Source organism: Streptomyces roseifaciens (genome assembly GCF_001445655.1).
Lineage (GTDB): Bacteria > Actinomycetota > Actinomycetes > Streptomycetales > Streptomycetaceae > Streptomyces > Streptomyces aureoversilis.
In genome coordinates this window covers 1,160,472-1,183,189 of sequence record NZ_LNBE01000003.1, presented here as the reverse complement: position 1 = coordinate 1,183,189, position 22,718 = coordinate 1,160,472, and the positions used below count along the sequence as shown (strand labels likewise).

Annotated in this window: 23 protein-coding genes; 8 read left to right on the top strand and 15 right to left on the bottom strand. The window is 72.3% G+C overall.

The features are described from left to right. Window positions 1-54 precede the first annotated feature (54 nt). The 5 genes from AS857_RS11010 to AS857_RS10990 form a co-directional block, all read right to left on the bottom strand. Window positions 55-522: an anthrone oxygenase family protein gene (locus AS857_RS11010; protein ID WP_245699759.1), complete on the bottom strand. Its 468-nt coding sequence runs from the start codon at window positions 520-522 to the stop codon at window positions 55-57. Between the two features lie 302 nt (window positions 523-824). Further along, a complete protein-coding gene (locus AS857_RS11005) occupies window positions 825-1,280 on the bottom strand; it encodes a hypothetical protein (protein WP_058042931.1) in 456 nt (151 codons plus the stop codon). Window positions 1,281-1,961: 681 nt separating this feature from the next. Then, a complete protein-coding gene (locus tag AS857_RS11000) occupies window positions 1,962-2,507 on the bottom strand; it encodes a hypothetical protein (protein WP_063804298.1) in 546 nt (181 codons plus the stop codon). Window positions 2,508-2,589: 82 nt separating this feature from the next. Further along, window positions 2,590-3,084 (bottom strand): hypothetical protein, encoded by a 495-nt coding sequence (locus tag AS857_RS10995; RefSeq protein WP_144440770.1) that lies wholly within the window; start codon window positions 3,082-3,084, stop codon window positions 2,590-2,592. Window positions 3,085-3,356: 272 nt separating this feature from the next. After that, entirely contained in the window at window positions 3,357-4,349 is a 993-nt protein-coding gene (locus AS857_RS10990; protein ID WP_058042928.1) for a GlxA family transcriptional regulator, read from the bottom strand. A 52-nt stretch (window positions 4,350-4,401) separates the two neighbouring features. Here AS857_RS10990 and AS857_RS10985 point away from each other — a divergent pair, with 52 nt between their 5' ends. The 3 genes from AS857_RS10985 to AS857_RS10975 all read left to right on the top strand — a co-directional run bounded on the left by AS857_RS10985 (window position 4,402) and on the right by AS857_RS10975 (window position 5,558). Then, window positions 4,402-4,797, top strand: coding sequence for a cupin domain-containing protein (locus AS857_RS10985; protein ID WP_058042927.1), 396 nt, complete (start codon window positions 4,402-4,404; stop codon window positions 4,795-4,797). Between the two features lie 147 nt (window positions 4,798-4,944). Then, on the top strand, window positions 4,945-5,277 hold the full coding sequence (locus tag AS857_RS10980) for an HIT domain-containing protein (protein WP_245699757.1): 333 nt from the start codon (window positions 4,945-4,947) through the stop codon (window positions 5,275-5,277). Next, window positions 5,265-5,558 (top strand): hypothetical protein, encoded by a 294-nt coding sequence (locus tag AS857_RS10975; RefSeq protein ID WP_058042926.1) that lies wholly within the window; start codon window positions 5,265-5,267, stop codon window positions 5,556-5,558. The genes AS857_RS10980 and AS857_RS10975 overlap by 13 nt, the downstream gene beginning before the upstream one ends. A 10-nt stretch (window positions 5,559-5,568) precedes the next feature. Here AS857_RS10975 and AS857_RS10970 read toward each other — a convergent pair whose 3' ends face one another. The 10 genes from AS857_RS10970 to AS857_RS10925 all read right to left on the bottom strand — a co-directional run bounded on the left by AS857_RS10970 (window position 5,569) and on the right by AS857_RS10925 (window position 16,700). Next, complete coding sequence (locus tag AS857_RS10970) at window positions 5,569-6,480, bottom strand: ROK family protein (protein WP_058042925.1); 912 nt, start codon at window positions 6,478-6,480, stop codon at window positions 5,569-5,571. Continuing rightward, window positions 6,477-7,328: a shikimate dehydrogenase family protein gene (locus AS857_RS10965; RefSeq protein WP_058042924.1), complete on the bottom strand. Its 852-nt coding sequence runs from the start codon at window positions 7,326-7,328 to the stop codon at window positions 6,477-6,479. The genes AS857_RS10970 and AS857_RS10965 overlap by 4 nt, the downstream gene beginning before the upstream one ends. Before the next feature lie 52 nt (window positions 7,329-7,380). After that, entirely contained in the window at window positions 7,381-7,878 is a 498-nt protein-coding gene (locus tag AS857_RS10960; protein ID WP_058042923.1) for a MarR family winged helix-turn-helix transcriptional regulator, read from the bottom strand. After that, a complete protein-coding gene (locus tag AS857_RS10955; RefSeq protein ID WP_058042922.1) occupies window positions 7,875-9,320 on the bottom strand; it encodes an MFS transporter in 1,446 nt (481 codons plus the stop codon). The genes AS857_RS10960 and AS857_RS10955 overlap by 4 nt, the downstream gene beginning before the upstream one ends. 152 nt (window positions 9,321-9,472) lie before the next feature. After that, on the bottom strand, window positions 9,473-10,747 hold the full coding sequence (locus AS857_RS10950; protein WP_058042921.1) for a sulfate adenylyltransferase subunit 1: 1,275 nt from the start codon (window positions 10,745-10,747) through the stop codon (window positions 9,473-9,475). Then, window positions 10,744-11,664, bottom strand: a complete 921-nt coding sequence (cysD, locus tag AS857_RS10945; RefSeq protein WP_058042920.1) for a sulfate adenylyltransferase subunit CysD — start codon at window positions 11,662-11,664, stop codon at window positions 10,744-10,746. The genes AS857_RS10950 and cysD overlap by 4 nt, the downstream gene beginning before the upstream one ends. Continuing rightward, complete coding sequence (gene cysC / locus AS857_RS10940) at window positions 11,661-12,245, bottom strand: adenylyl-sulfate kinase (protein WP_058042919.1); 585 nt, start codon at window positions 12,243-12,245, stop codon at window positions 11,661-11,663. Before cysC ends, cysD begins: the two co-directional genes overlap by 4 nt. Next, on the bottom strand, window positions 12,242-13,927 hold the full coding sequence (locus tag AS857_RS10935) for an FAD-dependent oxidoreductase (RefSeq protein ID WP_058042918.1): 1,686 nt from the start codon (window positions 13,925-13,927) through the stop codon (window positions 12,242-12,244). The genes cysC and AS857_RS10935 overlap by 4 nt, the downstream gene beginning before the upstream one ends. A gap of 37 nt (window positions 13,928-13,964) precedes the next feature. Beyond that, window positions 13,965-15,605: a carbamoyltransferase family protein gene (locus AS857_RS10930; RefSeq protein WP_063278419.1), complete on the bottom strand. Its 1,641-nt coding sequence runs from the start codon at window positions 15,603-15,605 to the stop codon at window positions 13,965-13,967. Between the two features lie 54 nt (window positions 15,606-15,659). After that, window positions 15,660-16,700, bottom strand: a complete 1,041-nt coding sequence (locus AS857_RS10925) for a methyltransferase (protein ID WP_058042917.1) — start codon at window positions 16,698-16,700, stop codon at window positions 15,660-15,662. A gap of 487 nt (window positions 16,701-17,187) precedes the next feature. Between AS857_RS10925 and AS857_RS10920 the strand changes: the two genes are divergently transcribed. From AS857_RS10920 to AS857_RS39880, 5 genes are all read left to right on the top strand, one after another. Further along, a complete protein-coding gene (locus tag AS857_RS10920) occupies window positions 17,188-17,559 on the top strand; it encodes an MmcQ/YjbR family DNA-binding protein (RefSeq protein WP_058042916.1) in 372 nt (123 codons plus the stop codon). A gap of 117 nt (window positions 17,560-17,676) precedes the next feature. Then, window positions 17,677-19,008: an alkaline phosphatase family protein gene (locus tag AS857_RS10915; RefSeq protein ID WP_058042915.1), complete on the top strand. Its 1,332-nt coding sequence runs from the start codon at window positions 17,677-17,679 to the stop codon at window positions 19,006-19,008. A gap of 195 nt (window positions 19,009-19,203) precedes the next feature. Next, complete coding sequence (locus AS857_RS10910) at window positions 19,204-19,602, top strand: VOC family protein (protein ID WP_058042914.1); 399 nt, start codon at window positions 19,204-19,206, stop codon at window positions 19,600-19,602. Between the two features lie 467 nt (window positions 19,603-20,069). After that, window positions 20,070-21,491, top strand: a complete 1,422-nt coding sequence (locus AS857_RS39885) for a hypothetical protein (protein WP_160330206.1) — start codon at window positions 20,070-20,072, stop codon at window positions 21,489-21,491. Further along, a complete protein-coding gene (locus tag AS857_RS39880) occupies window positions 21,488-22,693 on the top strand; it encodes a cytochrome P450 (RefSeq protein WP_058042912.1) in 1,206 nt (401 codons plus the stop codon). The genes AS857_RS39885 and AS857_RS39880 overlap by 4 nt, the downstream gene beginning before the upstream one ends. The last annotated feature ends 25 nt before the right edge of the window (window positions 22,694-22,718 follow it).

Below are 22,718 nucleotides of genomic sequence, written 5' to 3'. Positions count from 1 at the left end.
CCGAGTGTGAGGCGTAGGTCTGCCCGGCCTCGGCCAGGGCGCCCCGCCACAGGTTCAGCGTGCGAGGGCCGCGGCCACGAGGACGAAGGCGGCGACGGCGAACAGGGTCCGCACGCCGTGCAGGGCGTTCCACCGCCCCTCGAACGCCGTCCGGGCGGCCCGCTCGTCACCCCGGCCGCGCGAGGACTCCAGCGCGTTGTTGAGGGGGATGTTGCCGCCCGAGGTGATCAGGTGCCCGACCAGCGCGCAGAGAGCGGCGACCCCCACGAGGACCGACCCGCTCCCGTCACGCGCCTGGGGCGCCACGAAGAACGAGGCGGCCGGGAAAGCCAGCGAGCCGAGGAAGAGCAGCAGGAAGAGCGGGCCCGGCACTTTTCGGTTCACCGCCCGCATGACGAGGGTGAACGAGGCAGGGTCGTCCACCTCCTTCATAGCAGGCATGACACCCGACAGAAAGGCGAGCATGTATCCGGCGTAGAGCCCGGTGCAGATGAGGGCGAGGATCTCAAGAGTGTCCGACATGCCGGTCATCATCGCCGCGCCTCCCCTGTCTTCGCAGAGGTGTTCCGCGATTGCCGGGAACGGATCCCCGGCGCTCTCGGAGAGCGGCCCCCGCTGGCCCCGGTCGCCGGTCGGTTCCACAGGTGGTGTTGGCGAGCGGTGACCAGGGCGCGCCGGCGGGCACGGACGGTGCGTTCGTCGTCGAGCCACTGGCTGGCGGGGTCGGCAGGCTGGGGCAGGTCGCCCATGGCAGCAGCGACATGGACGTAGGTAGGCGAAGTCGCCGTTCGCGGTCGCCTCCCGCAGGCGGCCGATGGTGGCCGTCAGGTCGTCCTGTTCGCCGCGTACAGCGTGGTGGAAGGTGAGGGCAGTTCCAGGAGCGGGGTGAACCAGGCGAGTCCGGTGACGGTGACCTCGGTGCGCAGGACGGTGGTGCGGTCGGTGACGTCGCGGCTGGTGCCGGCGTCGCGTTCGGGGGCGGCGTTGTCGGCGTAGAGGGTGGTGGCGCGCTGGTCGAGTGGTTCGAGGAGCTGGTGGGCGAGGGCGAGTTCGTCGTCGGCACGGACGGGGTCGGCGAAGGCGCAGGCCGGGGACAGGGACAAGGACAGGAAGGTCTGGGAGATGGCCCGCTCGCCCGGGGCGTCGTGTTGCTCGGCCTCGGTGCGTGCGTCCGCGAATGCGACGACGGCGCGGTCGATGTCGCCGTGAGGCAGGTGGATGCGGCCCAGGACTCGATGGTGGCGGCCTTGCCGGCCCAGGGTGGGTGGGGATGGTGGCAAGGGCGGTGGGGATGTCGCCGTGGATGCGGGCTAGGCACACCAGGCGGCGGGCGCGTGGGTGCGAGCCGGCCCGCGGCGTCGGCGACCTGGCGCATGCCGTGGACGGCGTCTTCTGCGAGCCCAAGGTCTCTGTGTGCTTTCGCCCGGGTAGTACAGCGCGAGTTCGGTGAGTTCACCCGGCAGCAGGCCGATGGTCAGGACGGCGGTGAGGCGCTCGGCGGTCCGCTCGCGGTGCTCGTGCCGGCGGCGGGCGATGGCGGCGAGGAATTCGGCCAAAGCGTCGGCAGGCGTGGTCCGGGCCCGACTGCGGGCCGGCGCCGGGTGCCGGGATGGGGGTGGGCGGGGCGAGGGGCTCCCAGACGGAGTCCTCGGTGTCAGCGAAGGCGGCGGCGGTGAGCCAGGCGAGGTAGCCGAGGTCGTGGTCGCGGGCCAGGCGCAGGCCATGACGCAGGCACGCGATGAGGAGGCACGGCCGGGGATGCGTGCGTGGGTCTCCTGCCACTGCCGGCCGAGGGCGGCGAGGGCGCGTTCGGCTGCCCGGTGCCAGTCGGCGGGGGTCCAGCAGTCCGCGGTGTGGTCGTCGGCGGCGCGCAGCGCACTGCGGATGGCGCCGTGGAGGCTGGGGGCCAGGCCAGCAAGGCTGCGGGGCCGGTGTGGTCGAGCTGGCCCTGCAGGGCGGTATCAGCCCATGGCAGACGGTTGCGGCCGCCGATGATGAAGAAGCAGGTGCCGAATGTAATCCGGCTGGGTCGCACCCACCTCGATGCGGTTCTCGTCGAGGCCGTTAACGATCCGCAGACAGCCCCCGGCGGCGAAGACGAGTTCCACCGCCACCGTTCCGGCCGCCAGGTCACGGTCTGCCGGCCGCCACTCAAGCAGCGCGGCCTCACACAGCTCCTGGCCGACAAACAGCTCCAGACGTTCATCACTGCGAGACCACTGAGGCGTGAGCTCGGACCACTCCCACCCGGTGATGGTCGCCGCAGTGTCGATCGTGTGCCAGCCGATCGAGAGTTCATCGAACTTCGAGTGACAAACCTCCACCTGAACGCCGTCGAAATCCAGCACCACCGGGCAGTCGGCGAACCAGTCTCCGTCCTGGACGAAGCGCACCAACGCGAACCCCGTCAGCCGCCGACCAGCGAGCCTCGCCAGACGGGAGCCGTGCGCCTGCCGAACCGCCTCGATCCCGACCAGGAAGGACGGCTTGAAACCAGAGATCCCCATGTCCACAGCACCTGAGTCTCCCGTCCTTCAGCTCGACCGGCCAGCGCATATTCGCAAGACCCACGCCTGCCGAGATCGGCGGTCACCGGTGCGCCTCGTCGTCGAGGGCAGCTCGGGGCACCCGCCGTTGCGTGGCGAGGTTCCGCCGGAATCGAGTGTGTTTCTCGGCGGCATCGGCGTTGGCATGCGAGAGCAGCTGCCAGCGATCCTCGTCGTAGCCGGCGGTGCCCTGCGAGGGCCAAGCGCTGAAAACCACGCGGTTCCAGGCACGCATGCGCTCGGTAAGTGTGGCGGGTTCGCCGTCGTCGAACCACAGGGACAGCTCGTCGATCAAGATGCCGACGGACAGTTCCAGCGCGCAGGCCATGCGGGCCTCGCCGCTGCCGGGGGAGCGCTGCTCGGCGAGGAGCGTCACCCGGGCGGCGAAGAACTCTTCAAGGGCATCAACATCACCTTTGGTGAGATCGGCCCCATAAAAAGAAGCACGGGCAGGCTCTTCGCCGTACGACACGATCTGTCCCCTCCGATCCGGCGCCGGGCCGACGGGCTGCCACTCCCCTTTCGTCGCGTCGGACAAGAAGAGGTTATCCGAGGCGACCCCTGCCCCAGGGGGCAGAACCCAGGAGTCCACAGGTCTTCAATTCGTCGCTCTCGCGACAGCATCAGGCCCCTTTCGCTCAGCCAGCTGACCCGGCAGACTCGCCCCAGCTCCTACCAAGCTGCTAGGCCTGGCGGGACAGGACGCGGCGCCGCAAACGGCGGCGCCAGCTGTTGAGGCGAACAGCCCACCAACACGCCCTCCTTCTTGCAGGAAGGCCGCCAGGAACTGCCCGTCGACGGGCCCCGCTGTCAATTCGTCTGTGGCCCAAACCGGGCCTTGTATGCCGACGGAGAGATCCCCATCTCGCGGCGCATCAGCGTGCGCAAATTGGCAGCGGTGCCAATCCCGCTGCGCCGCGCGACCATCTCCAAGCGGGACTCACCTCGCTCGATCAGCCGGCATGCCAGGGCGAGTCGTTCCCCCGTGAGCCACGTCAACGGTGTCGTTCCCAGCTGTGCCCGGAAGCGGCGGTGCAGCGTCGCCGGACTGACCGCCGCGCGTGCCGCAAGGTCAGAGACCGTGAGTGGTGAGTCCAATCGCTCCTGGGCCCAGGCCAAGACAGGCGCCAGGGATTCGTCCGGCAGGTCAGGCATGGGGCGCTCCACGAACTGCCGCTGGCCGCCGTCCCGGTGCGCGGCGAAGACCAGGCGCCGGCTCACAGAGTTGGCGATCTCCGCGCCGTGGTCGCGGCGGACCATGTGCAGCCCGAGATCGAGTGCGGCCGCGCTCCCTGCGGCGGTGAGGATGTCGCCGTCATCCACGAACAGCACGTCTGATTCGAGGTGGACAGAGGGGAAGCGGGCCCGGAAGGAATCCGCCCACTGCCAGTGCGCAGTGGCCCGGCGCCCGTCGAGGACTCCGGCCTCGGCCAGTGTGAAGGCGCCGCTGCAGAAGCCGACCAGGCGCACGCCACGCGCGTGCGCGCGCCGGACGGCATCGAGCACGGCGGGGCGGCGGGGCACCTCGATGTCCGGGCGGTTGGGGACGATCAAGGTGTCCGCCGCGTCGGCCGCTTCCAGACCGGCGACTCCCGTGAGCGTGAAGAATCCGTCTCGCATCAAGGTGCGGGGCTCGGGGGAGCAGAGCCTGAAGTCGTAGAGATCGCGGCCGATCTCCGGTCTGCGCAGGCCGAAGACCTCGGTCGCGCAGCCGAGCTCGAAGGGGTTCGAGTTCTCGTCGACGATCACGACCACGCGGTGTACGCCCGCTGTGTGAACTGCGTGCGAGGATTCTTTCGCCATGTGCAATTCCTAGCACTCACGCCAACTATGCGAAACGGCCCAGGATGAGGTCATGAGCAACGAACCCATCCCCCTCGGCAAGGCTCTGGCCTCCTTCAATGCCCTGTGGAGCCCCCGCATCGTCACGAGCGTCAACGACTATGACGTCCGCATCGCCAAGGTCGAGGGCGAACACATCTGGCACGTCCACGACGACACCGACGAGTTCTTCCTGGTGCTCGACGGAGAGCTGCACATCTCCTTGCGCGAGCCCGATGGCGAACGCACCGTCCTGCTTCCGCAGGGCGCGGTCTTCACCGTCCCCCGAGGCACAGAACACAAGCCATACGCTCCGTCCGGCGCCGCAATCCTCATGTTCGAGCCCGCTGGGACACTGACCGTCGGCGATCGCCATGACGAGATCCCGGACCACGTGGACTCAACAACCGGACACGCACTCAACGCCTGAGCCGACAGGCATCGAACATGCCCCTTCCCATGGCATCAGCCTCGCAGCGAGGCGGCGGCCGTGCGGTCAGCAGAGCTCGTCTGCGGAATCCGGCGGATCCCCGCGGACAGCTTTGAAGGGTCCTGGAGCGGCCATACACCCGTCACGGTGGTGGCGGAGACCGATGCGGTGCCGGCCTTCGAGCACACGCGGCCCTCCTACCCCGTGCACATCGTGGTCGTGCCGAAACTGCACACTCCATCTCTCGTCGACCTCGTCGACCTCGTCGACGGCGGCGAGGAGCTGCTTCTGAAGGTGCTCACGGTTACCCGGGACGTGGCGGCCAGGGTGCAGGAGGAACACGGCGCTGCGCGAGTGACGACGAACCTGGGCAGCTACCAGGAGTCGAAGCACCTGCTGGGTGGAGATCACCAAGTAGCCCCACCGAGTAGCCCTGAGCAGCCGCAGTTCAGAGGATGGAGCGGGTCGTGCCGGACCTGATCGGGGCCGCCACGGCCCGCTTGTCCGTTCCCGAGGGCCAGTACGCGATCCTGAGCCCCGAGGCGGAGGGCGCGCAGGACAGCGTTCCCGGCACCGGCGAGGTGGCCGCCACCGGCCTGTTCGCCGCGGGCACCGATGGTGCGCTGATCATCACGGGTACGGATCACGGGGACATCGGCATCCGCGTGGAGTTGTGGAGCGGTGCTCCCGCCGCCGACGACACCGCGTGGGAGGACGTCGTCGAGGACAGGCGCCGCGAGGCCGCCGACGGCTGGTCGTAGTCGTTCAAAGTCACCCGCAGCGCGCGGACGGAGCTGGTCCGCGGGCCAGCAGCACCGCGCCGTCCAGGGACGACAGTGCGCCGAGCGCGGCGGGGCGGAGGTGGATCTCCGGGCCTTCCGGTCGTTCGAGCTGCCGGACCCGGTGGGCGACCTCCTCCACGTAGCCCGGCAGGCCCGCGGCGAAGCCGCCGCCGATCGTGACGAGCCGGGGATGCACGAGTTCGCACAGGCTCACGACGGCGGCGGCGAGGGCGGCGGCGCTCTCCCCGACCGTCTCCAGGGCCCACGGCTCCGCGCTCTGCCAGGCCTCCCGCAGCGCGTCGAACCCGACGTCGTGGCCGCGGCGCCGGGCGGCGCGCCGGAGGACCGCCCGCCCCGAGGCAACGGACTGCACACAGCCGTGCCGGCCGCAGTCGCAGCGCTCCCCCGCCCGGTCGACAATCATATGTCCGACCTCGCAGGAGCCTCGCTCCGTGCCGGGGCGGATGACGCCGCCGAGCACGATGCCGCCGCCGATGCCCGTTCCGACGCCGAGGTGGACGAGGTCCGGGCAGCCGGCCGCTCCGGCTTCGGCCAGCGCGGCGAGGTCGCCGTCGTCCCCCAGGCGCACCTCGGCCTCCGGCCACAGGCCCGTCAGTGCCCGCACGAGATCGAGGCCCCGCCACGAGGGCCGGCTCGGCCAGCCCCGTACGCGGCCGGAGGCATCCAGGGTCGCGGGTACGGCGACGCCCACGGCGGTCACCGAATCATCCGCCGGTGCGCGGCGCAGCGCCTCCACGGCGGCAGCGAGGGCGGTCAGGTCGGCGGCCGGGCCGCCGACCGCGGGCCACCGGAACACGCTCTGGGCGGCCTCCGCTCCGGCACCGGGCTCCAGCCGGATCGCCACCTTGGTGCCCCCCAGATCGATACCCAGGACGCTCATGACGCGCCCGTGGGGTCGCCGGGGGCGCCGATCCGGAAGAACTCGCGGTAGAGAGGGAGTTGCTCGGTCAGCATCGGCTCGCCGTAGTGCACGGGAAGGCCGCACTCCTCGGCGGCGCGGAGGAGAGCCGTGCGGCGCGGCTTCATGATGATGTCGGCGACGACCGTGCCGCGCGCGAGGCCTGCCGGGTCGAACGGCAGCGGGTCGTCCGGCCGCAGCCCCATCGGGGTGGCGTTGACCGCGATGTCGGCGGCCATGAAGCCCTTCGTGGCGGTGATCCGGCCGGGCCACCGTGCGGCGAGCCGGGCGGCGAGGCCGTCCGCGCGGGCCGGGTCCCGGTCCCAGACGGCGACATGGGCCCCGGCCCCGAGCAGCGCCACGGCGATGGCGCTGCCCGCGCCGCCCGCTCCCGCCTGGGCGACGCGCGCCCCGCGCGGGTCGTACCCCGCCGCGCGCAGGCCCCGGACGAAGCCTTCCCCGTCGAAGTTCTCCGCAAGCCAGCGCCCGTCGGCGTCCTTGCGCATCGCGTTGGTGGAGGCGCTCAGCGCGGCGGCGGGGCTGACGTCGTCGGCGAACCGCAGGCAGGCCGCCTTGTGCGGGACGGTGATCAGCAGGCCGTCCAGGTTCACGGTCCGCTGGAGCCCCCGGAGGACCTCGGCGAGGCCCTCCGGGCGGACGTGGACCGGGACGAGGACGGCGTCGCTGCCGAGCCGCCGGAAGAGGGGGTTGAGGAGTCCCGGGGCCCGCACTTGTGCCACGGGGTCCCCGATGACCGCGAACAGCCGTGTCGTCCCCGAGATCTCCGGGCCGCCTGCGCCCGGGGCGGGCCCCGGTGCGGAATCACTCATCCTGCTCGCCCTCCTCCCCCGGCCGGCAGGACGCCGGCCGGTCCCGTATCCCTCAGCGCAGCCAGGGCAGGTCGGCCCCCTCGCGGTCCAGCCCCGCCTCGATGGCCCGGCAGATGCTGTTCAGCTGGCCCGCCTGCTCCGGGGTCAGACTGTCGAAGACCGCCGTGCGCACGGCGGCGGCATGGCCGGGAGTCGCCCGCGCGACCATCTCCCGGCCGCTGTCCGTCAGGACGGCCTCCTGGCCCCGCCGGTCGCCCGGGCAGGCCTCGCGGCGCGCCCAGCCGAGCTTCTCCAGGCGGGCGACGGCGTGCGACAGCCGCGGCCGGGTGATCTTGGCGCGGCGTGCCAGCTCGGTCATGCGCATCCGCCGGCGCGGGGCCTCGGAGAGCAGGAAGAGCAGCCCGTAGTAGAGGTGGGGGACGCCCGCCTGCCGTTGCAGGCAGCGGTCCAGGTAGTCCTCCACCAGCCGGGTGGCGTGCACGAAGTTCCGCCAGGTGTGCTCCTGCTCGCCGGTGAGCGGGCCCGGCACGGGCGGCGCGTCAGGGCTCACGAGACCTCCTGGGAGGTCTGCCGGGACTTGGGCAGGAACACGATGGCGAGCATGCTCACCACGATGATCACCCCGGACACGAGGAAAGCGCGCCCGTACCCCTCGGCCAGCGCCTCGGCGCCGCCCCCCGCACCGGCCGTGCGGCTCGCCGCGACCGAGGCGAGGACGGACAGCCCCAGCGCGCCGCCCATGGTGCGCGAGGTGTTGGCGAGCCCCGCCACGAGCCCCGACTCGGACGGGCCGACGCCGGAGGTGGCGAAGACCGCCAGCAGCGTCATCATCAGGCCCGCGCCGAAGGAGAAGGCGATGCCGGGCCCCAGCAGGGTGCCCAGGAACGTGCCGTCGGCCCCCATGACGGACTGCCAGAAGAATCCCGCCGCCGTCAGCAGGCCGGCGAGCGCGAGCAGGACGCGCCCCTCGACCAGGCGCATGATCCGGGGCGCGAACTGGGCGGAGAGGATGATGGAGGCGGTGTGCGGCAGCAGGGCGAGGCCGGTCTCGACGGCCGAGTAGCCCAGGACGTTCTGCATGTAGAGCGAGAGGAAGTACCACATCGCGTAGAAGGCCATGCCGCTGATCACGGTGATGACGTTGGCCACGGACACCGTCCGTACGCGGAAGATGCCGAGGGGCGTCAGCGGCTCGCGCGCCCGGCGCTCCACGGCGATAAAGGCCAGGAGCGCGACGACACCGGCGAGCAGGGGCACGAACGACCGCGCCGAACTCCAGCCGTGCGTCTCGCTCTGCGAGATGCCGAAGGCCAGGCTTCCCACGCCCAGCGTCGCCAGCACCGCTCCGGGCAGGTCCAGCCGGCGCGCCGCGGCGTCACCGCTCCTGTTCTCCGCGAGCCACACCGCCGACGCCACGATCACGACGAGGCCCAGCGGGACGTTGATGAGCAGGACCCAGCGCCAGGACAGGTAGTCGGTGAGCAGGCCGCCGATGAGGCCGCCGGCCGCGCCGCCTCCCGTGCCCACCGCCGTCCACGCGGCGACGGCCCGGACACGACCGCTCCCCTCGGGGAACGTCGTCGTGAGGATGGTCAGGGTGGCGGGCGACAGCACGGCGGCCCCGATGCCCTGGAGGGCGCGGGCCACGATGAGCATCCACGGTGACTGGGCGAGGCCGCCCAGCAGGCTCGCCGCCGTGAACACCCCCAGCCCGAGGAGGAACACCTTCTTGCGGCCGAAGAGATCGGAGAACCGGCCGCCCAGCAGCAGGAACCCGGCGAAGGTGATGACGTAGGCGTTGACCACCCACTGCAAGCTCGCTTCACCGATGCCGAGGCCCGAACGGATGGACGGCAGGGCGACGTTGATCACCGACACGTCGAGGATGACGACGAACTGCCCTACGCACGCGGCCAGTACGGCCACCCATGCCGGCCCTGCACTGCGTCGCCCGGTCCGGGGGGAGTCCAGCCCGGAAGTTAAGTGTGACATGGGACGCCATCCTCCTCAGTGTGCGCCGACTACTCAATCGGACCACCGGACCGATGAGCTCATCCTTCAGAACTAGGCCTTCCGGAAAGGGCGTTCGGAGCGTCTCTACAGGAGTCGCCACGGGATTCGCTACGAGGTTCGACGAGTGTCCATCACTCCGCCACTCCGCCCGCCAGGGTGGTGCCGTCGGTGGGGTCGATGAGGAGGAAGGAGCCGGTGTGGCGGGAGGTGGCGTAGGGGTCGAGGGCGAGCGGCTCGGCGGTGCGCAGCGTGACGCGGCCGATGTCGTTGGCGTTGAGGCGGCCGGGCTTGGGGTGCTGGGAGAGGTCTTCGAGGGTGAGGCGGGAGGAGATGTCCTTGACGAAGGCGCGGACGGTGCGGGTGGTGTGTTTGAGCAGGACGCGGGCGCCGGGGAGGAGCGGCCGGTCGGCGAGGTGGCAGACGGTGGCCTCGACGTCTTGGGTGAGGTGGGGCGTGTCGGTGGTGGGGGTGATGAGGTCGCCGCGGGAGACGTCGAGGTCATCAGCGAGGTGGAGGATGATGGACTGGGGCGCCCAGGCGATGTCGGCGCTGTGGCCGAGTGCGTCGATGGCGGCGATCGTGCTAGTGCGCCCCGAGGGCAGGACGGTGACGGGCTCGCCGACGCGCAGGACGCCGGAAGCGATCCGGCCGGCGTAGCCGCGGTAGTCGGGGTGGGTGGTGGTCTGCGGCCTGATCGTGTACTGGACGGGGAAGCGTGCGGGTTCGGCGGCCGGGTCGGTGACGACCGGCACCGTCTCCAGGTACTCCAGGACGGTGGGGCCGCCGTACCAGTCCATGTGCGCGGAGGGGGTGACGACGTTGTCGCCGGCGAGCGCGGAGACGGGGACGGCCGTCACCTGGCAGACACCGAGCTCGCGCGCGTAGGCGGTGAACTCGGCGGCCATGGCGGCGAAGACGGCCTCCGTGTAACCCACGAGGTCCATCTTGTTGACCGCCAGCAGGACGTACGGGACACGCAGGAGCGCTGCTACGGCGAGATGCCGGCGGGTCTGCTCCACCACGCCGTTGCGGGCGTCGACGAGGACGACGGCGGTTCGGGCGGTGGAAGCGCCGGTGACCATGTTGCGGGTGTACTGCACGTGGCCGGGGGTGTCGGCGAGGATGAAACGGCGCCGGGGCGTGGCGAAGTAGCGGTAGGCGACGTCGATGGTGATGCCCTGCTCGCGCTCGGCGCGCAGTCCGTCGGTCAGCAGGGCCAGGTCGGGGGCGCCGGTGCCGCGGTCGCGGGAGGCGTGGGCTACGGCTTCGAGCTGGTCGGTCAGGACGGATTTGGAGTCGTGCAGGAGGCGGCCGACGAGGGTGGATTTGCCGTCATCGACGGAGCCGGCGGTGGCGAACCGCAGCAGCGACGTCGCCGTATCGGTCACAGACGTGGTCACGGTCAGAAGTACCCCTCGCGCTTACGGTCTTCCATGGCAGCTTCGGAGAGCCTGTCGTCGGCCCTGCTCGCGCCGCGCTCGGTCAGACGGGAGGCGGTGATCTCGGCAATGACCTCGGCGACGGTGGCCGCGGTGGAGTCGACGGCGCCGGTGCAGGACATGTCACCGACCGTGCGGTAACGCACCTGCCGCCGCACCACGCTCTCCCCCTCGCGCGGGCCGCCCCAGCCGCCGGGAGCCAGCCACATCCCGTCCCGGGCGAAAACCTCCCGCTCGTGCGCGAAGTAGATCGAGGGCAGCTCGATCTTCTCCCGCGCGATGTACTGCCACACATCCAGCTCAGTGAAATTCGACAACGGAAAGACCCGTACATGCTCGCCCGGGGCGTGACGTCCGTTGTACAGCTGCCACAACTCCGGGCGCTGCCGGCGCGGATCCCAGCCGCCGAACTCGTCCCGCAGCGAGAACACCCGCTCCTTGGCCCGCGCCTTCTCCTCATCCCGCCGCCCACCACCGAAGACCGCATCAAACCGATGCGCCCCGATCGCCTCCAGCAACGGCACGGTCTGCAAAGGATTACGCGTCCCGTCCGGCCGCTCCCGCACCCGCCCCGCATCGATCGCCTCCTGAACGGAGGCGACGTGCAGGCGCAAGCCCAGCCCGGCCACCACCCGGTCCCGGTACGCCATCACCTCAGGAAAGTTATGGCCGGTATCCACATGCAGCAGACCGAACGGAGGCATCGCGGGCGCGAACGCCTTCAGCGCCAGATGCAGCATCACGATGGAGTCCTTGCCGCCGGAGAACAGCAGCACCGGCCGCTCGAACTCCCCCGCCACCTCACGGAAGACGTGCACCGCCTCCGACTCCAGCACCTCCAGATGCGACAAGACATATGGGTCGGCAGAGACATGCGCATTCATGCGAGTTCCTTCGCGTGCAGGAGCCGGAGCACGGCGTGCGCGGACTCCTCGACGGTCTGCACCTGCGCCTCGATCCGCAGGTCCGGGGCGACGGGGGCCTCGTACGGATCGTCCACGCCGGTGAGGCCGGTCAGCGTGCCCGCCGCCTGCCGGGCGTACAGGCCCTTCACGTCGCGGGCCGCGCACACCTCCAGCGGGGTGGCGACGTGCACCTCCAGGTAGGCGGTGCCGGAGGCCTCGTGGCGTTTGCGCACGGCCTCCCTGCTGTCGGCGTAGGGGGCGATGACCGGCACCACGGCGACGATGCCGTTGCGGGCCAGCACCTCGGCGAGCAGGCCGACCCGCTGGACGTTGGTGTACCGGTCCTCGCGCGAGAAGCCCAGGTCCGCGTTGAGCACCGCGCGGTTCTCGTCGCCGTCGAGCACCTCCACCCGCCGCCCCGCGTCGCGCAGCCGTACGGCCAGCGCCCGGGCGATGGTCGTCTTGCCCGCGCTCGGCAGGCCCGTCAGCCACACGGTGGCGCCCGGCCAGCACGTGCAGAAGGGGTGGAAGGAGTGCGAGAAGGAATGAGAGGTGGTCATCCGTCGCTCCCGGTTCGCCGAGTCGTGGTGTACGCGATGTGTGCCCGGTCCCGTACCGGCAGGGACAGCATTCGTTCCGCGACGGAGGCGAGGAGCGCGTGGGCCCGCTCCGGGCCGGGCGGGACGTCGCCCGTCGTGCGCCAGGCCACCATGCCGTCCGGCCGGACGAGTACGGCTCCCGCGGGCCCGGTCCCGCAGACCGCGGTGAAGGTCGCGGAGGGGTCGTCGAGGTCGCCGCCGGCGGGGGCCACGTGCAGGCCGCGCACGGGAAGGCCGGCCGCGTCGGCGAGGCGGTCGGCCGCCCGTGCCCAGGCCGGGTGGGCCGCGAGGAGGGTGAGGCGGCCGTGGCAGAGGTCCAGTGTGGAGACTTCGGTGCCTGCGGCGGTGCGCAGCCACAGGTGCGGCAGCCGGGTGCCGGGGTCCGCCCGCAGGGCGAAGGTGCCGGGGAACGCCGGGCCGGGCGGGGCGCCGAGGACGGCGGTGGAGCGGTAGCGGTATCCCATGATCAGCGTCCGGGGCTCGCAGAGGGTGGCGCCGCCGAGGGTCTGCGGGGGTACGCCGTCGAGGAGCATGGACTGCTGTGCCGTCGCGGTTCCCACGGGCCTGCGCTCCTGGTCGTAGGTGGCGAGGAGTCCGGGGCCCGCCCACCCTCCGATGACGGCGGCGAGTTTCCAGGCGAGGTTGTGCGCGTCCTGGAAGCCGACGTTGGATCCGTAGCCGCCCGACGGGGGGTGGAGGTGTGCCGCGTCCCCGATGAGGAAGACCGGTCCGGCGCGGTAGCGGGCCGCGATGCGGTGCCGGGCCCGCCAGTGGAAGACGGTGCGTATCTCCGCGTCGGCGTGTTCGTCTCCGATCGCGGCCAGGACGAGTGCGCGGCAGGTCCGTTCCGCGTAGGTGCCGTCCGGCTCGGCGAGCGCCGGGTCGTGGTCCACGGCGGCGCACCAGTGGTCCGGGGTGTTGAGTTCCATCACGGCGCCGTCGAACCCCGGGTTGCGGATCATGCACATGAAGAACCGGCGTGTCCGGTCCCAGGCGCCGGGGGCGGCGCGGAAGAGGATGCTCACGCGGTGGGCGAGGGTGCCGTGCCCTTCGCGGGAGATGCCGACGCGTTCGGGGATGCCGCCCCGGGCGCCGTCGGCGGCGACGACGTACCGGGCGTCTACGGTGTAGGCGCGCCCGGTGGCGCCGGCACGGATGACGGCCTGCGCGCCGTCGGGGCCCGTGCGCAGGCCGGTGAGCTCGTGTCCGAAGCGCACGTCGGCGCCGTTGCGGGCGGCGGCCGCGGCGAGGAGGGGTTCCATGCGGTCCTGGCCGCACCAGAAGGGGGCGCAGGGGCCGGGGACGGCCAGTTCCTCCTCGCCGGTCTCCAGCACGTCGGCGTGGGGCAGGCCGGCGAGGGAGGCGGCGCCGAGGACAACCCTGGGCAGGAAGCGGGCGGGCCGGTCCCGGGCCCGAGGGTCGTCCTCCCGCACCACTTCGAACCCGGCCCGGCGGATCTCCTCCTCCAGGCCGGCCTCGCGGAACAGTTCCATGGAGCGCCGGCTGACGTGGGTGGCGCGCGGTACCGCGGAGGTGGTGGTGTGCCGTTCGACGAGCAGGCAGCGTACGCCGTGGCGGGCGAGGAAGAGCGCCGTCGCCAGGCCCGTCGGCCCTCCTCCGACGACGAGCACCGGGACGTCCACCGCTGGGGTCTCCTCCCTGTCTCCGGCATACGGTCCGTCAGGCCTTGGTCGCCAGCCGGTCGCCGACCACCAGGTGGTCGAGTTGCATGCCGGCGAAGGCTTCGACGGCGTCCTCGGGGGTCTCGACGATGGGGCGGCCGGCGACGTTGAAGGAGGTGTTGAGCAGCACGCCGCAGCCGGTGAGCTCCTCGAACCTGCCCAGCAGGGCGTGCACCTTGGGGTTCTGCCCGGCGTCCAGGGTCTGGAGCCGGGCGGTGCCGTCGACGTGTGCGGCCGCCGGTACGGCGTCCGGCCGGGTGACGCGGGCGACGATCAGCATGAAGGGCGAGGGCTGGTCCAGGTCGAAGTAGTCGCGGGCGCGCTCCTCGCGGACGACGGGGGCGTACGGGCGGAACCATTCGCGGTGTTTGACGTGGTCGTTGAGGTGGTCGCGGACCGAGGCGGGGTAGGGGGCGGCGAGGATGCTGCGGTGTCCCAGGGCGCGGGGGCCGAACTCGGAGCGGCCGTCGAACCAGCCGATGATCTTTCCTTCGGCGAGCAGGGCGGCCACCCGGCCCGGCAGGTCGTCGGGGGTCTCCACGGTGAAGCCCGAGACGGCGAGGGCGGCGTCGGCCCTGGCGGTGGGATATTCGGGTCCGAGGTAGGCCGTCCGGAGCGCCGGGAGGCCGGTCAGGGGCCTCCCTTCCAGCTGGTGGAGGCCGTAGTAGGCGCAGCCCAGACTGATGCCGTTGTCCCCGGCGGCCGGTACGACGAAGACGCGTTCGAAGGGGGTTTCGCGCAGGATGCGGCCGTTGGCAACGCTGTTGAGGCCGACGCCGCCGGCGATGCACAGGTCGGTCAGGCCGGTGCGGCGGTGCAGGTCGTTCGCGCAGTGCACGAGGGCGCGTTCGAGGACCTCCTGGGCGGCGTAGGCCAGTGCCGCGCGGTCTTCGAACTCCCCCGATGCCACGAGGCGTTCGAAGACGTGGTTGACCTTGCCGGCCGAGATGCTCACGCCGCCGCCGGGGAGCAGGGTGACGAGCTCCGCGACCTGGTCGGTGAAGCGGTCGTCGCCGTACGGGGCGAGTCCCATGGTCTTGCCGTCCTCGCTGACCGGGTAGCGGGTCTTCGGTCCCGTGTAGGACAGGCCGAGGGCGAGGCTGGCCGAGCGGTAGAAGTGGCCCAGGGAGTTGTCGGTCTCGCCCGGCTGGTAGTAGGCGCTCTCGGAGGCCGCGTCGACGAGGTGGGCCCCGCTGACCCGGTGCACGAGGCGGATCCCGGACTCGTCGGCGGTGTAGCCGCTGATGGTCTCGGCCTCGCGCGGGCCGGGCCCGTCCTTCCGTCCGGTGACCAGGCTGCCGGAGTTGTCGCAGACCAGGACGGCGGCCCGGGTCGTGCCGGAGGCGCCGAACGCGCTGTAGGCGTGGGCGAGGTGGTGGTTGATGACCGTCGCGCGCTTGCGGAACGAGTGGTAGAAGGGGCGGGGCACGAGTTCGCAGCAGACCACGTGGCCGACGTCCTCGGCCGTGGTGGCCAGGGCGTCGAGGCAGGCGCGGCGGCTGAGGCCCGCCAGGAGGTCCGCGCCGAGCCCGTACTTGCTGCCGACCAGGCGCTCCTCGTCGACCGCGACCAGTTCCCGGCCGTCGGTGGCGCAGGAGGACCAGTCGTGTCCGGAGCCCCCCAGACCCAGCACCGTCATAGTGTCGACACTCCTTACAGCTGTGGTCGGATGCGGGCGAGCGCGCTGTGCGGGTCAGGCGCGGCGGATCTCCACGATGCGCAGGGGGCCGGAGCCGCAGGGCAGCGAGCGCTCCACGGTCAGGCCGGCCTTCTCCAGCAGCGTGGCGAAGTCGCTCTCCGACCGCTCGGCCCCGCCCACGAGGACGAGGAGGAGCAGGTCGACGAAGAGGGTCGAGGCCGCGGGCCGTTCGTCGATCAGGTTGTCGATCACCAGGAGCCGGGAGCCGGGCGCCATGGCGGCGGCGATGCGGCGGAGGATGCGCAGGACGTCCTCGTCGTCCCAGTCGTGCAGCACGTGCTTGATGAGGTAGAGGTCGGCGCCGGCGGGGATGGTCTCGAAGAAGTCGCCGGGGAGGACCTCGCAGCGCTCGCCGACGCCCCGGCTCTCCAGCAGGGCGCGGGCCTCGCCGGCGACCTCGGGGCGTTCGAGGAGGACGCCGCGCGCGCCGGGGGCGCTTTCGAGGAGGGCGGCCATGAGGCTGCCGCGGCCGCCGCCGATGTCCACGACGGTGCCCGCGCCGGAGAAGTCGTAGGCCTCGGCGACCTGCCGGCTCTCGGCGAGGGACACGGACCCCATGGCGTGGTTGAACAGCTCCCGGGCCTGCGGGTCCTGCTGGGTGAGCTGCCAGAAGGAGACGCCGTTGGCGACGTCGAAGGAGGCCTCACCGGTGCGGACGCTGTGCGCGAGCCGTTCCCAGGCCCGCCAGTGCCAGGGGGCGGCCTGGAAGCGGGCGTCGGTGGCGACCGGGCTGGTGGGGTCGGGCAGCAGCACCTCGGAGAGGGCGTTGTGCCCGTAGAGGTCGTCGTGGCCGAGTTCCTCGAAGATGCCCGAGGCGGCGAGCAGGCGCAGCAGCCTGCGCAGCGTGGGCTCGTGCGCGCCGGCCGCGGCGGCCAGGTCGGCGACGGTCCGGGGGCCCTCTTGCAGGAGGGCGGGCAGGCCGAGCTCTACGGCCACGTGGATGGCGCGGGCCTTCCAGGCTCCTTGCAGGATGTCGTTGACGGTCGCCTCGGCGCCGGCGCGGTCCTGGTCGTCGTGCGTCCGCTCCGCAGTCATACGGGGGTTCCTCCACAGGGCGTTCGGGGCAGGCGGCATGGGTCCCGGCGGGGCCGGGGGCGGCGAACGGGGGCCGGGCGGCCGTGGGGCCGGCGGGGCCGGGGCGCGGGGTGTGCCGGCGAGCCCCGGGGAATCCGGGTGACCGGCGGTGGGGCGGCCGGGGCCGGGCGCGGCCCGCTCGGGTGAGGGAGTGACACGCTTCAGGCGCGCGGACACCGGGGCTGCGACCGGGCAGCTCCGGGAGGACGATCGGGCCCCGGACAGGAGTGCGGGACCGGGGAAACTCTCGCAACGGCCGGAGCGGCGCGTCAAGAATGCCTCCGCCGGCGGTGCGGTACGGGCCGGAACCCTCTGCCGGGTTTCGGCCATCGTGGATCAGCGGCCGTGCCCGGGCGCACCGCGGGCCGGGAGCGGACTTACGCTGGCGGCAGCCCCACCCGCCCCGTGCGGGCGGAACAGCCGCCCGCCACCGGAAGAAGGACTGCCCATGACCCCGCAGGAACTGTCGGATTTCGCGCTGGAGCTGCCGGAGGCGTTCGACGACGAGGCGTTCGGCCCCGGGGCCGCGGTGTTCAAGGTGGAGGGCAAGGTGTTCGCGATCCTCCAGGACCCCTCCGAGGAACGCCCCGCGCAGGTCACGCTGAAGTGTGAGCCGGATCTGGCCCTGCACCTGCGGGAGCAGTACGCGGCCGTGGAGCCCGGCTATCACGTCAACAAGCGCCACTGGAACACGGTTGTCCTGAACGGGACCGTTCCCGTGGAGGAGGTGCGGGAGATGGTGGAACACTCATACGACCGTGTGGTGTCGGCTCTGCCGAAGGCGACCCGCGATCGCCTGCGCCTGCTGCGCGCGGCGTAACCCTTCGTTTCTTCCGTCTCCACCCCTTGTCCCCTCCCTTGTCCCCTCCCCCGCTCGCTCCCCCACGTTCTCCGATGACCGGTATGCCAACTGCCCAGCAGACCGAGGGAGTCGCACGTGACGTTTCGCCAGCGTGTCGTCGTCGTCATCACCGAGGGAGCCGCGCCCGAGCTGCTCGGGCGATGGTGCGCGAAGGGTCTCCTGCCCGGCTTCGCCCGGCTGCGCGCGCAGGGTGTCCACGGTCCGCTGCGCGCGGAGGGCACCCCGTACGAGCCGCCGGGCCTGCTGAGCGTCCTGACCGGGCGGCGGGCCGGGCGGCACGGCTTCTACTCGTACTGGACCTGTCACGATCCCGAGTACTCCCCGCAGGTGCTGACCTCGAAGGACCGCCGTTACCCGGTGCTGTGGCAGCAGGAGGTGTTCGCCGGCGTCAGGTTCGCCTCGATCGGCCTGTTCGGCACCCATCCGCCCGAGCCGTTCGACGGCTCGCTGATCACCTATCCGATGTACGCCACCCTCCATGCCTGCCACCCGCGGAGCCTTCAGCGCACGCTGGCGGCGCAGGGCGTGCGGCCGGTCCACGACGTGTCGGTCTTCTGGACCGGCCAGGACCGTGACGAGCTGCTGCCCTCCCTGCTGGAGGCCGACGTCCAGCGCGGGCGCGCGGCGCTCTCGCTGCTGGAGGAGCACGACGTCGTGCTCGTCAATCTCACCTCCATCGACCGGACGTCGCACATCTACTGGCAGGAGCTGGAACGGGGGCCGGAGCACGAGGAGTCGAGCGCGGTCCTGGCCGCGTACCGCACCTGCGACCGCGTGATCCAGGACGTCCTGGAGCGGGCGGACGACCGCACCACCGTCCTGGCCTTCTCGGAGATCGGTTTCGGGCCGCTGCGCAACTACCACTCCGTCAACGCCGAGCTGGAGTCCTGCGGCTTCCTCTCCCACGCCGCGGACGGCCGCGCGGAGTGGGCGCGCAGCCGGGCCTTCGAGGCGGTGCAGGGCACGCACGGGGTGAACGTCAACCTGCGGGGACGGTACAAGCAGGGCCTGGTCGCCGAGCGGGACTACGAGGCGGTGCGCTCCGAGGTCGCGGCGGCGCTGCTGGAGCGGCTCAACCCCCGTACGGGCAGGCCCTTCCTCGCGGCCGTGCACCGGCGGGAGGAGGTCTACGAGGGCGAGTCCGTCCATCTGGCCCCGGACCTCGTCCTGGAGCCGGCGGACTGGCGCTACCTCCCCTTGGGGGATCCCGCGTGGGCCTCCCACGTGCACCGCGACTGGCAGAGCGGCTGGCACCGCCGCGACTCCTACTGGGCGGCGCTGGGCCCGGATTTCTCCGGCGGCGCCGAGCGGACCCGTATCGCGGCCCCCGTCGACATACCCGCAACCGTGTGCGAACTGCTGGGGCGTGACGTCCCGTCGGATTGGGACGGCGTGCCGTTGTCCTGAAATCGCCCCTCAATAGGCAGCGTTGACACGCGGGGACGACAGAGTGATTGGCCAAGGCCGCCGATGGGTCACTAACCTGCACGGGTCCAGCACATTCGGACTTCGCGGCCCGGCCGGCCCGGACGGAAGACGGCCGTCCCCCGGCGGACCATTTTAAAGTGCAAGAAAGCGCAAGAAGGTGCAGGAAGGAAACGCATGTCAGCAAGGATTTCCCTCTTCGCGGTGGTCGTCGAGGACATGGCCAGGTCGCTGGAGTTCTACCGCCTGCTGGGCGTGGAGATTCCCGCCGAGGCCGACGCGGCGCCGCACGTCGAGGTGGTGCTCGACGGCGGCGTCCGGCTCGCCTGGGACACGGCGGCCACGATCCGCTCGTACGACCCGCAGTGGCAGGCCCCGACCGGCGGCCACCGCGTCGCCATCGCCTTCGAGTTCCCCGACACCGCGGCCGTGGACGCCAAGTACGCCGAGCTCGTCGACGCCGGCTACGAGGGCCACCTCAAGCCGTGGGACGCCGTGTGGGGCCAGCGCTACGCCATCGTCAAGGACCCCGACGGCACCGTGATCGACCTCTTCGCGCCCCTGCCCGGCGCATAACCCGTCCGCGGGGCCCGGCGTGCGGCGACGCGTACCGGGCTCCGCCTCCCCCGTTCCGCGCAGCACTCCGTTCTCCGGGACATCCCCCGTTCTCCGGAAGGTGGGCACCATGGTCTTACGAGCGCCCGGGCGGCGGCGGGAACCACGCCGAGCCCTGTCTCCGCTCCCCGCACGTGTCACCCGCGAAGAACTCTCCGCAAGGGCCGCATTCGCGCCCCGGGATTTCGGCCGGGACCCGGCCGGGCTCCCCGCCTTACCCGCCTCCCTCGCCTCCGCCCCGCTCGGCACGCTCCGTTCCGGCATTCTCACCGGGCACCTCGGCGGGCCGTGGCTGGACGGCTTCCCGCGCTATGTCTGGCACCGGTCCGGTGACATCGTCGTGGAATTCCGGCTGACCGGCCGGCGCCCCGGCGAATACTCCGGATACGAACTCCACCCGAGTGAATGGCCGGAAGGGCTGGCGGACCATGCTTCCTGAGTTCCGATTGCAGTGGAATTGGCGCGAGGCCCCCGCCGGCGACCCGGACGAGCTCCGGGCGACCTGGGCGGACCTGCGGATCGCGGTGGGCGCCGAGACCGTCACCCTGATCCGGGAGCCCGCCGCCGGGAGGTTCCGCGAGCACGTCACCGGCTCCCTCTACCCCATGGCCGAATGGATCGCCTTCAACTGGTGGTCGCTCGTAGCCGACGCCCGGCCCGGTACCCAGATATCCCAGCTCCGCTTCGCCTACAAATACGGCGTCGGCGACGACCGCGCGGCGTGGTGGGTCCGCTCGCGCCGCCACATCCTGCGCGCCGCGTGCGACGGCTTCCGCTGGCCGGACATGCTCTTCGTGCCCGAGGGCCGCGAGACCCGGATCGTGTGGATGCCCGACATGGGGCCCGACGTCCGCCCGGGCGAGCACTTCGCGAGCCGCGGCAACAGCTGTGTGGAGAGCGCGGCGTTCACCGCCTCCCTGGCCGCTTTCGTGGACGCGGTCGCGGACCGCCTGGCCGGGCAGGGGATCACGGGCACCCCGCTCCAGGAGGAGTGGGCGGCGGTCCGCTCCGCCGACGAGGAGGAGGCCGCGTTCTGCCGCATCGCCGCGCGCCTGGGCCTCGACCCGTACAGCGAGGCCGAACCGTACGAGGCCGACATCGTCAAGGCCGCCGAGCAGCTGCCCGAGCCGCTGGCCTCGGACTTCTTCAACGGCGTGCGGCCGGAGCGGATCGCCGAGCAGCTCCAGTGGGTGGCCCGGGCGCGCACGCTGATGGGCACGGCCCCCGAGGGCGCCGGGGAGACAGCCGCCCTGACGGAGCTGCGGGAGGCCTGCGCCGACGTCAGCGCCCGGTTCTTCGCCCCGGGCCGCCTCGACAACCCCTGGCACCTCGGCTACGAGGTGGCGCACCTGGTCCGCGCGTGGGCCGGCCTGGAGGACACCCAGCCCTTCGACCCCGCCCCCCTGATGAGCTACCGCACCGAGCAGGTCCCCTACCTGGACCGCGGGCTGGTCGCCCTCGGCACGCGCCGGGGCGCGGAGGGCGCCGCTCTCGTGTCCGCCCGCCGCTTCACCGACCGCCCCCGCCGCTTCCTCCAGGCCCGGGCCCTGTGGCACCTGATCTGCGACACCGACGACACCTTCCTCATCGCCGCCGCCCACACCCACCGCCAGCACGTGGCCCGGGGCTTCGCCCTCGAAGTCCTCGCACCGGCCCGGGGCATCGCCGCGCTGCTGTCGGACCCGGCGCACCTGGTGTCCGCCGAGGACGTGGAGCTGATCGCCGACGACTACGGCTGCGGCAACATCGTCGTGGAGCACCAGCTCGACAACATCGTCCTGGGACGGGACTTCGCCTGGCCCGGGCCGGAGCGCACCGTCGCGCGGGGCGACGGGGGCCGGACCGCATGACCTCCCGCGTGCCGCCCCTCTTCCCCTTCCCGCCCGGCCCCCTGGGCACGGTCCCGCCCGCGTTCGGGAAGCTCCTGGCCGAGGATCCCGTTCCCGAGGTCCGGCTCGCCGACGGGGCGCGGATCCGCCTGGCCCTGCGCCACGAGGACGTACGGACCGTGCTGGCCGACGACCGCTTCAGCCGGCACCGGGCCGCCCTGCTGCCCGGGCGGGGCTTCGGCCGCTCGCAGGGCTCGGGCATCGTGGACCTCGACCCGCCCGAGCACGCCCGGCTGCGGGGGCCGGTGGCCGCCGCGTTCGGCGCGGAGCGGGCCGCGCGCTTCGTGCCGCGCATCGAGGAGATAGCCGAGGACGTCGTCGGCGGGCTGCCCGCCGGGGCCGGCACTGTGGACCTGGTCACGGCGTACACCGCGCCCTTCGCCGGCCGCGTCACCTGTGAGTTGCTCGGGCTGCCCGGTGACCGCTGGCGGTCCGTCACCTCCGACGTGGAGCTCCTGCTGCTGCCCCGGGGGGCCGCGGAGGAGGACCTGGCCGCCGCCCGCGACCGGCTGGGGAAGGCCCTGGGCGATCTGCTCGCCGACCGGCGGGCCAGGCCCGGCGACAGCGTCGCCGACGCGCTCCTCGCCTCGGACCTGCGGGACGACGCCGGGAGCCTGACCGACGAGGACCGCACGCTGCTCCTCCACGGCCTGATCATCTCCGGCTTCGTCACCATCCGGGACCTCCTGGCCCGCCACCTCTTCGGCGTGCTCTCCTCCCCCGGCCTCGCCGCCCGGCTGGCCGGCGACCCGGCCCTCGTCCCGGTGGCCGTGTGGGAACTGCTGCGCTTCTACCCCTCCACCCACGACGGGCTGCTGCGGGTCGCCACCGAGGACGTGGTCCTCTCCGGCGGCCGCATCGCCGCCGGGGAGGCGGTGCTGCCGCTGGTGGCGGCCGCCTCCCGCGACCCGGAGGCCTTCCCCGACCCCGACGTCCTCGACGTCGCCCGGATCGCCGACCGCGCCATCGCCTTCGGCGCCGGCCGGCACGCCTGCCCCGCCGCCGATCTCGCCGTGGCCGAGCTGAGCGTGGGCGTCGCGCGGCTGCTCGCGGCGTTCCCCGGCATCGCGCCGGCCGTGCCGCCCGAGGAGATCGAGCACAGCAGCGAACTGCTGCCCCTCGCCGTCCGGTCGCTGCCGGTGGTCCTCGGACCGCGGCACTGACCGGCACGCCCCGCACCTCCGCGCC

Bases quoted from the DNA above. Each gene is read 5' to 3' on its own strand.
- AS857_RS11010 (WP_245699759.1), bottom strand. From the start codon at position 522: ATGTCGGACACTCTTGAGATCCTCGCCCTCATCTGCACCGGGCTCTAC.
- AS857_RS11000 (WP_063804298.1), bottom strand. From the start codon at position 2,507: ATGGGGATCTCTGGTTTCAAGCCGTCCTTCCTGGTCGGGATCGAGGCG.
- AS857_RS10990 (WP_058042928.1), bottom strand. From the start codon at position 4,349: ATGGCGAAAGAATCCTCGCACGCAGTTCACACAGCGGGCGTACACCGC.
- AS857_RS10985 (WP_058042927.1), top strand. From the start codon at position 4,402: ATGAGCAACGAACCCATCCCCCTCGGCAAGGCTCTGGCCTCCTTCAAT.
- AS857_RS10970 (WP_058042925.1), bottom strand. From the start codon at position 6,480: ATGAGCGTCCTGGGTATCGATCTGGGGGGCACCAAGGTGGCGATCCGG.
- AS857_RS10965 (WP_058042924.1), bottom strand. From the start codon at position 7,328: ATGAGTGATTCCGCACCGGGGCCCGCCCCGGGCGCAGGCGGCCCGGAG.
- AS857_RS10955 (WP_058042922.1), bottom strand. From the start codon at position 9,320: ATGTCACACTTAACTTCCGGGCTGGACTCCCCCCGGACCGGGCGACGC.
- cysD (WP_058042920.1), bottom strand. From the start codon at position 11,664: ATGAATGCGCATGTCTCTGCCGACCCATATGTCTTGTCGCATCTGGAG.
- cysC (WP_058042919.1), bottom strand. From the start codon at position 12,245: ATGACCACCTCTCATTCCTTCTCGCACTCCTTCCACCCCTTCTGCACG.
- AS857_RS10930 (WP_063278419.1), bottom strand. From the start codon at position 15,605: ATGACGGTGCTGGGTCTGGGGGGCTCCGGACACGACTGGTCCTCCTGC.
- AS857_RS10925 (WP_058042917.1), bottom strand. From the start codon at position 16,700: ATGACTGCGGAGCGGACGCACGACGACCAGGACCGCGCCGGCGCCGAG.
- AS857_RS10920 (WP_058042916.1), top strand. From the start codon at position 17,188: ATGACCCCGCAGGAACTGTCGGATTTCGCGCTGGAGCTGCCGGAGGCG.
- AS857_RS10910 (WP_058042914.1), top strand. From the start codon at position 19,204: ATGTCAGCAAGGATTTCCCTCTTCGCGGTGGTCGTCGAGGACATGGCC.
- AS857_RS39885 (WP_160330206.1), top strand. From the start codon at position 20,070: ATGCTTCCTGAGTTCCGATTGCAGTGGAATTGGCGCGAGGCCCCCGCC.
- AS857_RS39880 (WP_058042912.1), top strand. From the start codon at position 21,488: ATGACCTCCCGCGTGCCGCCCCTCTTCCCCTTCCCGCCCGGCCCCCTG.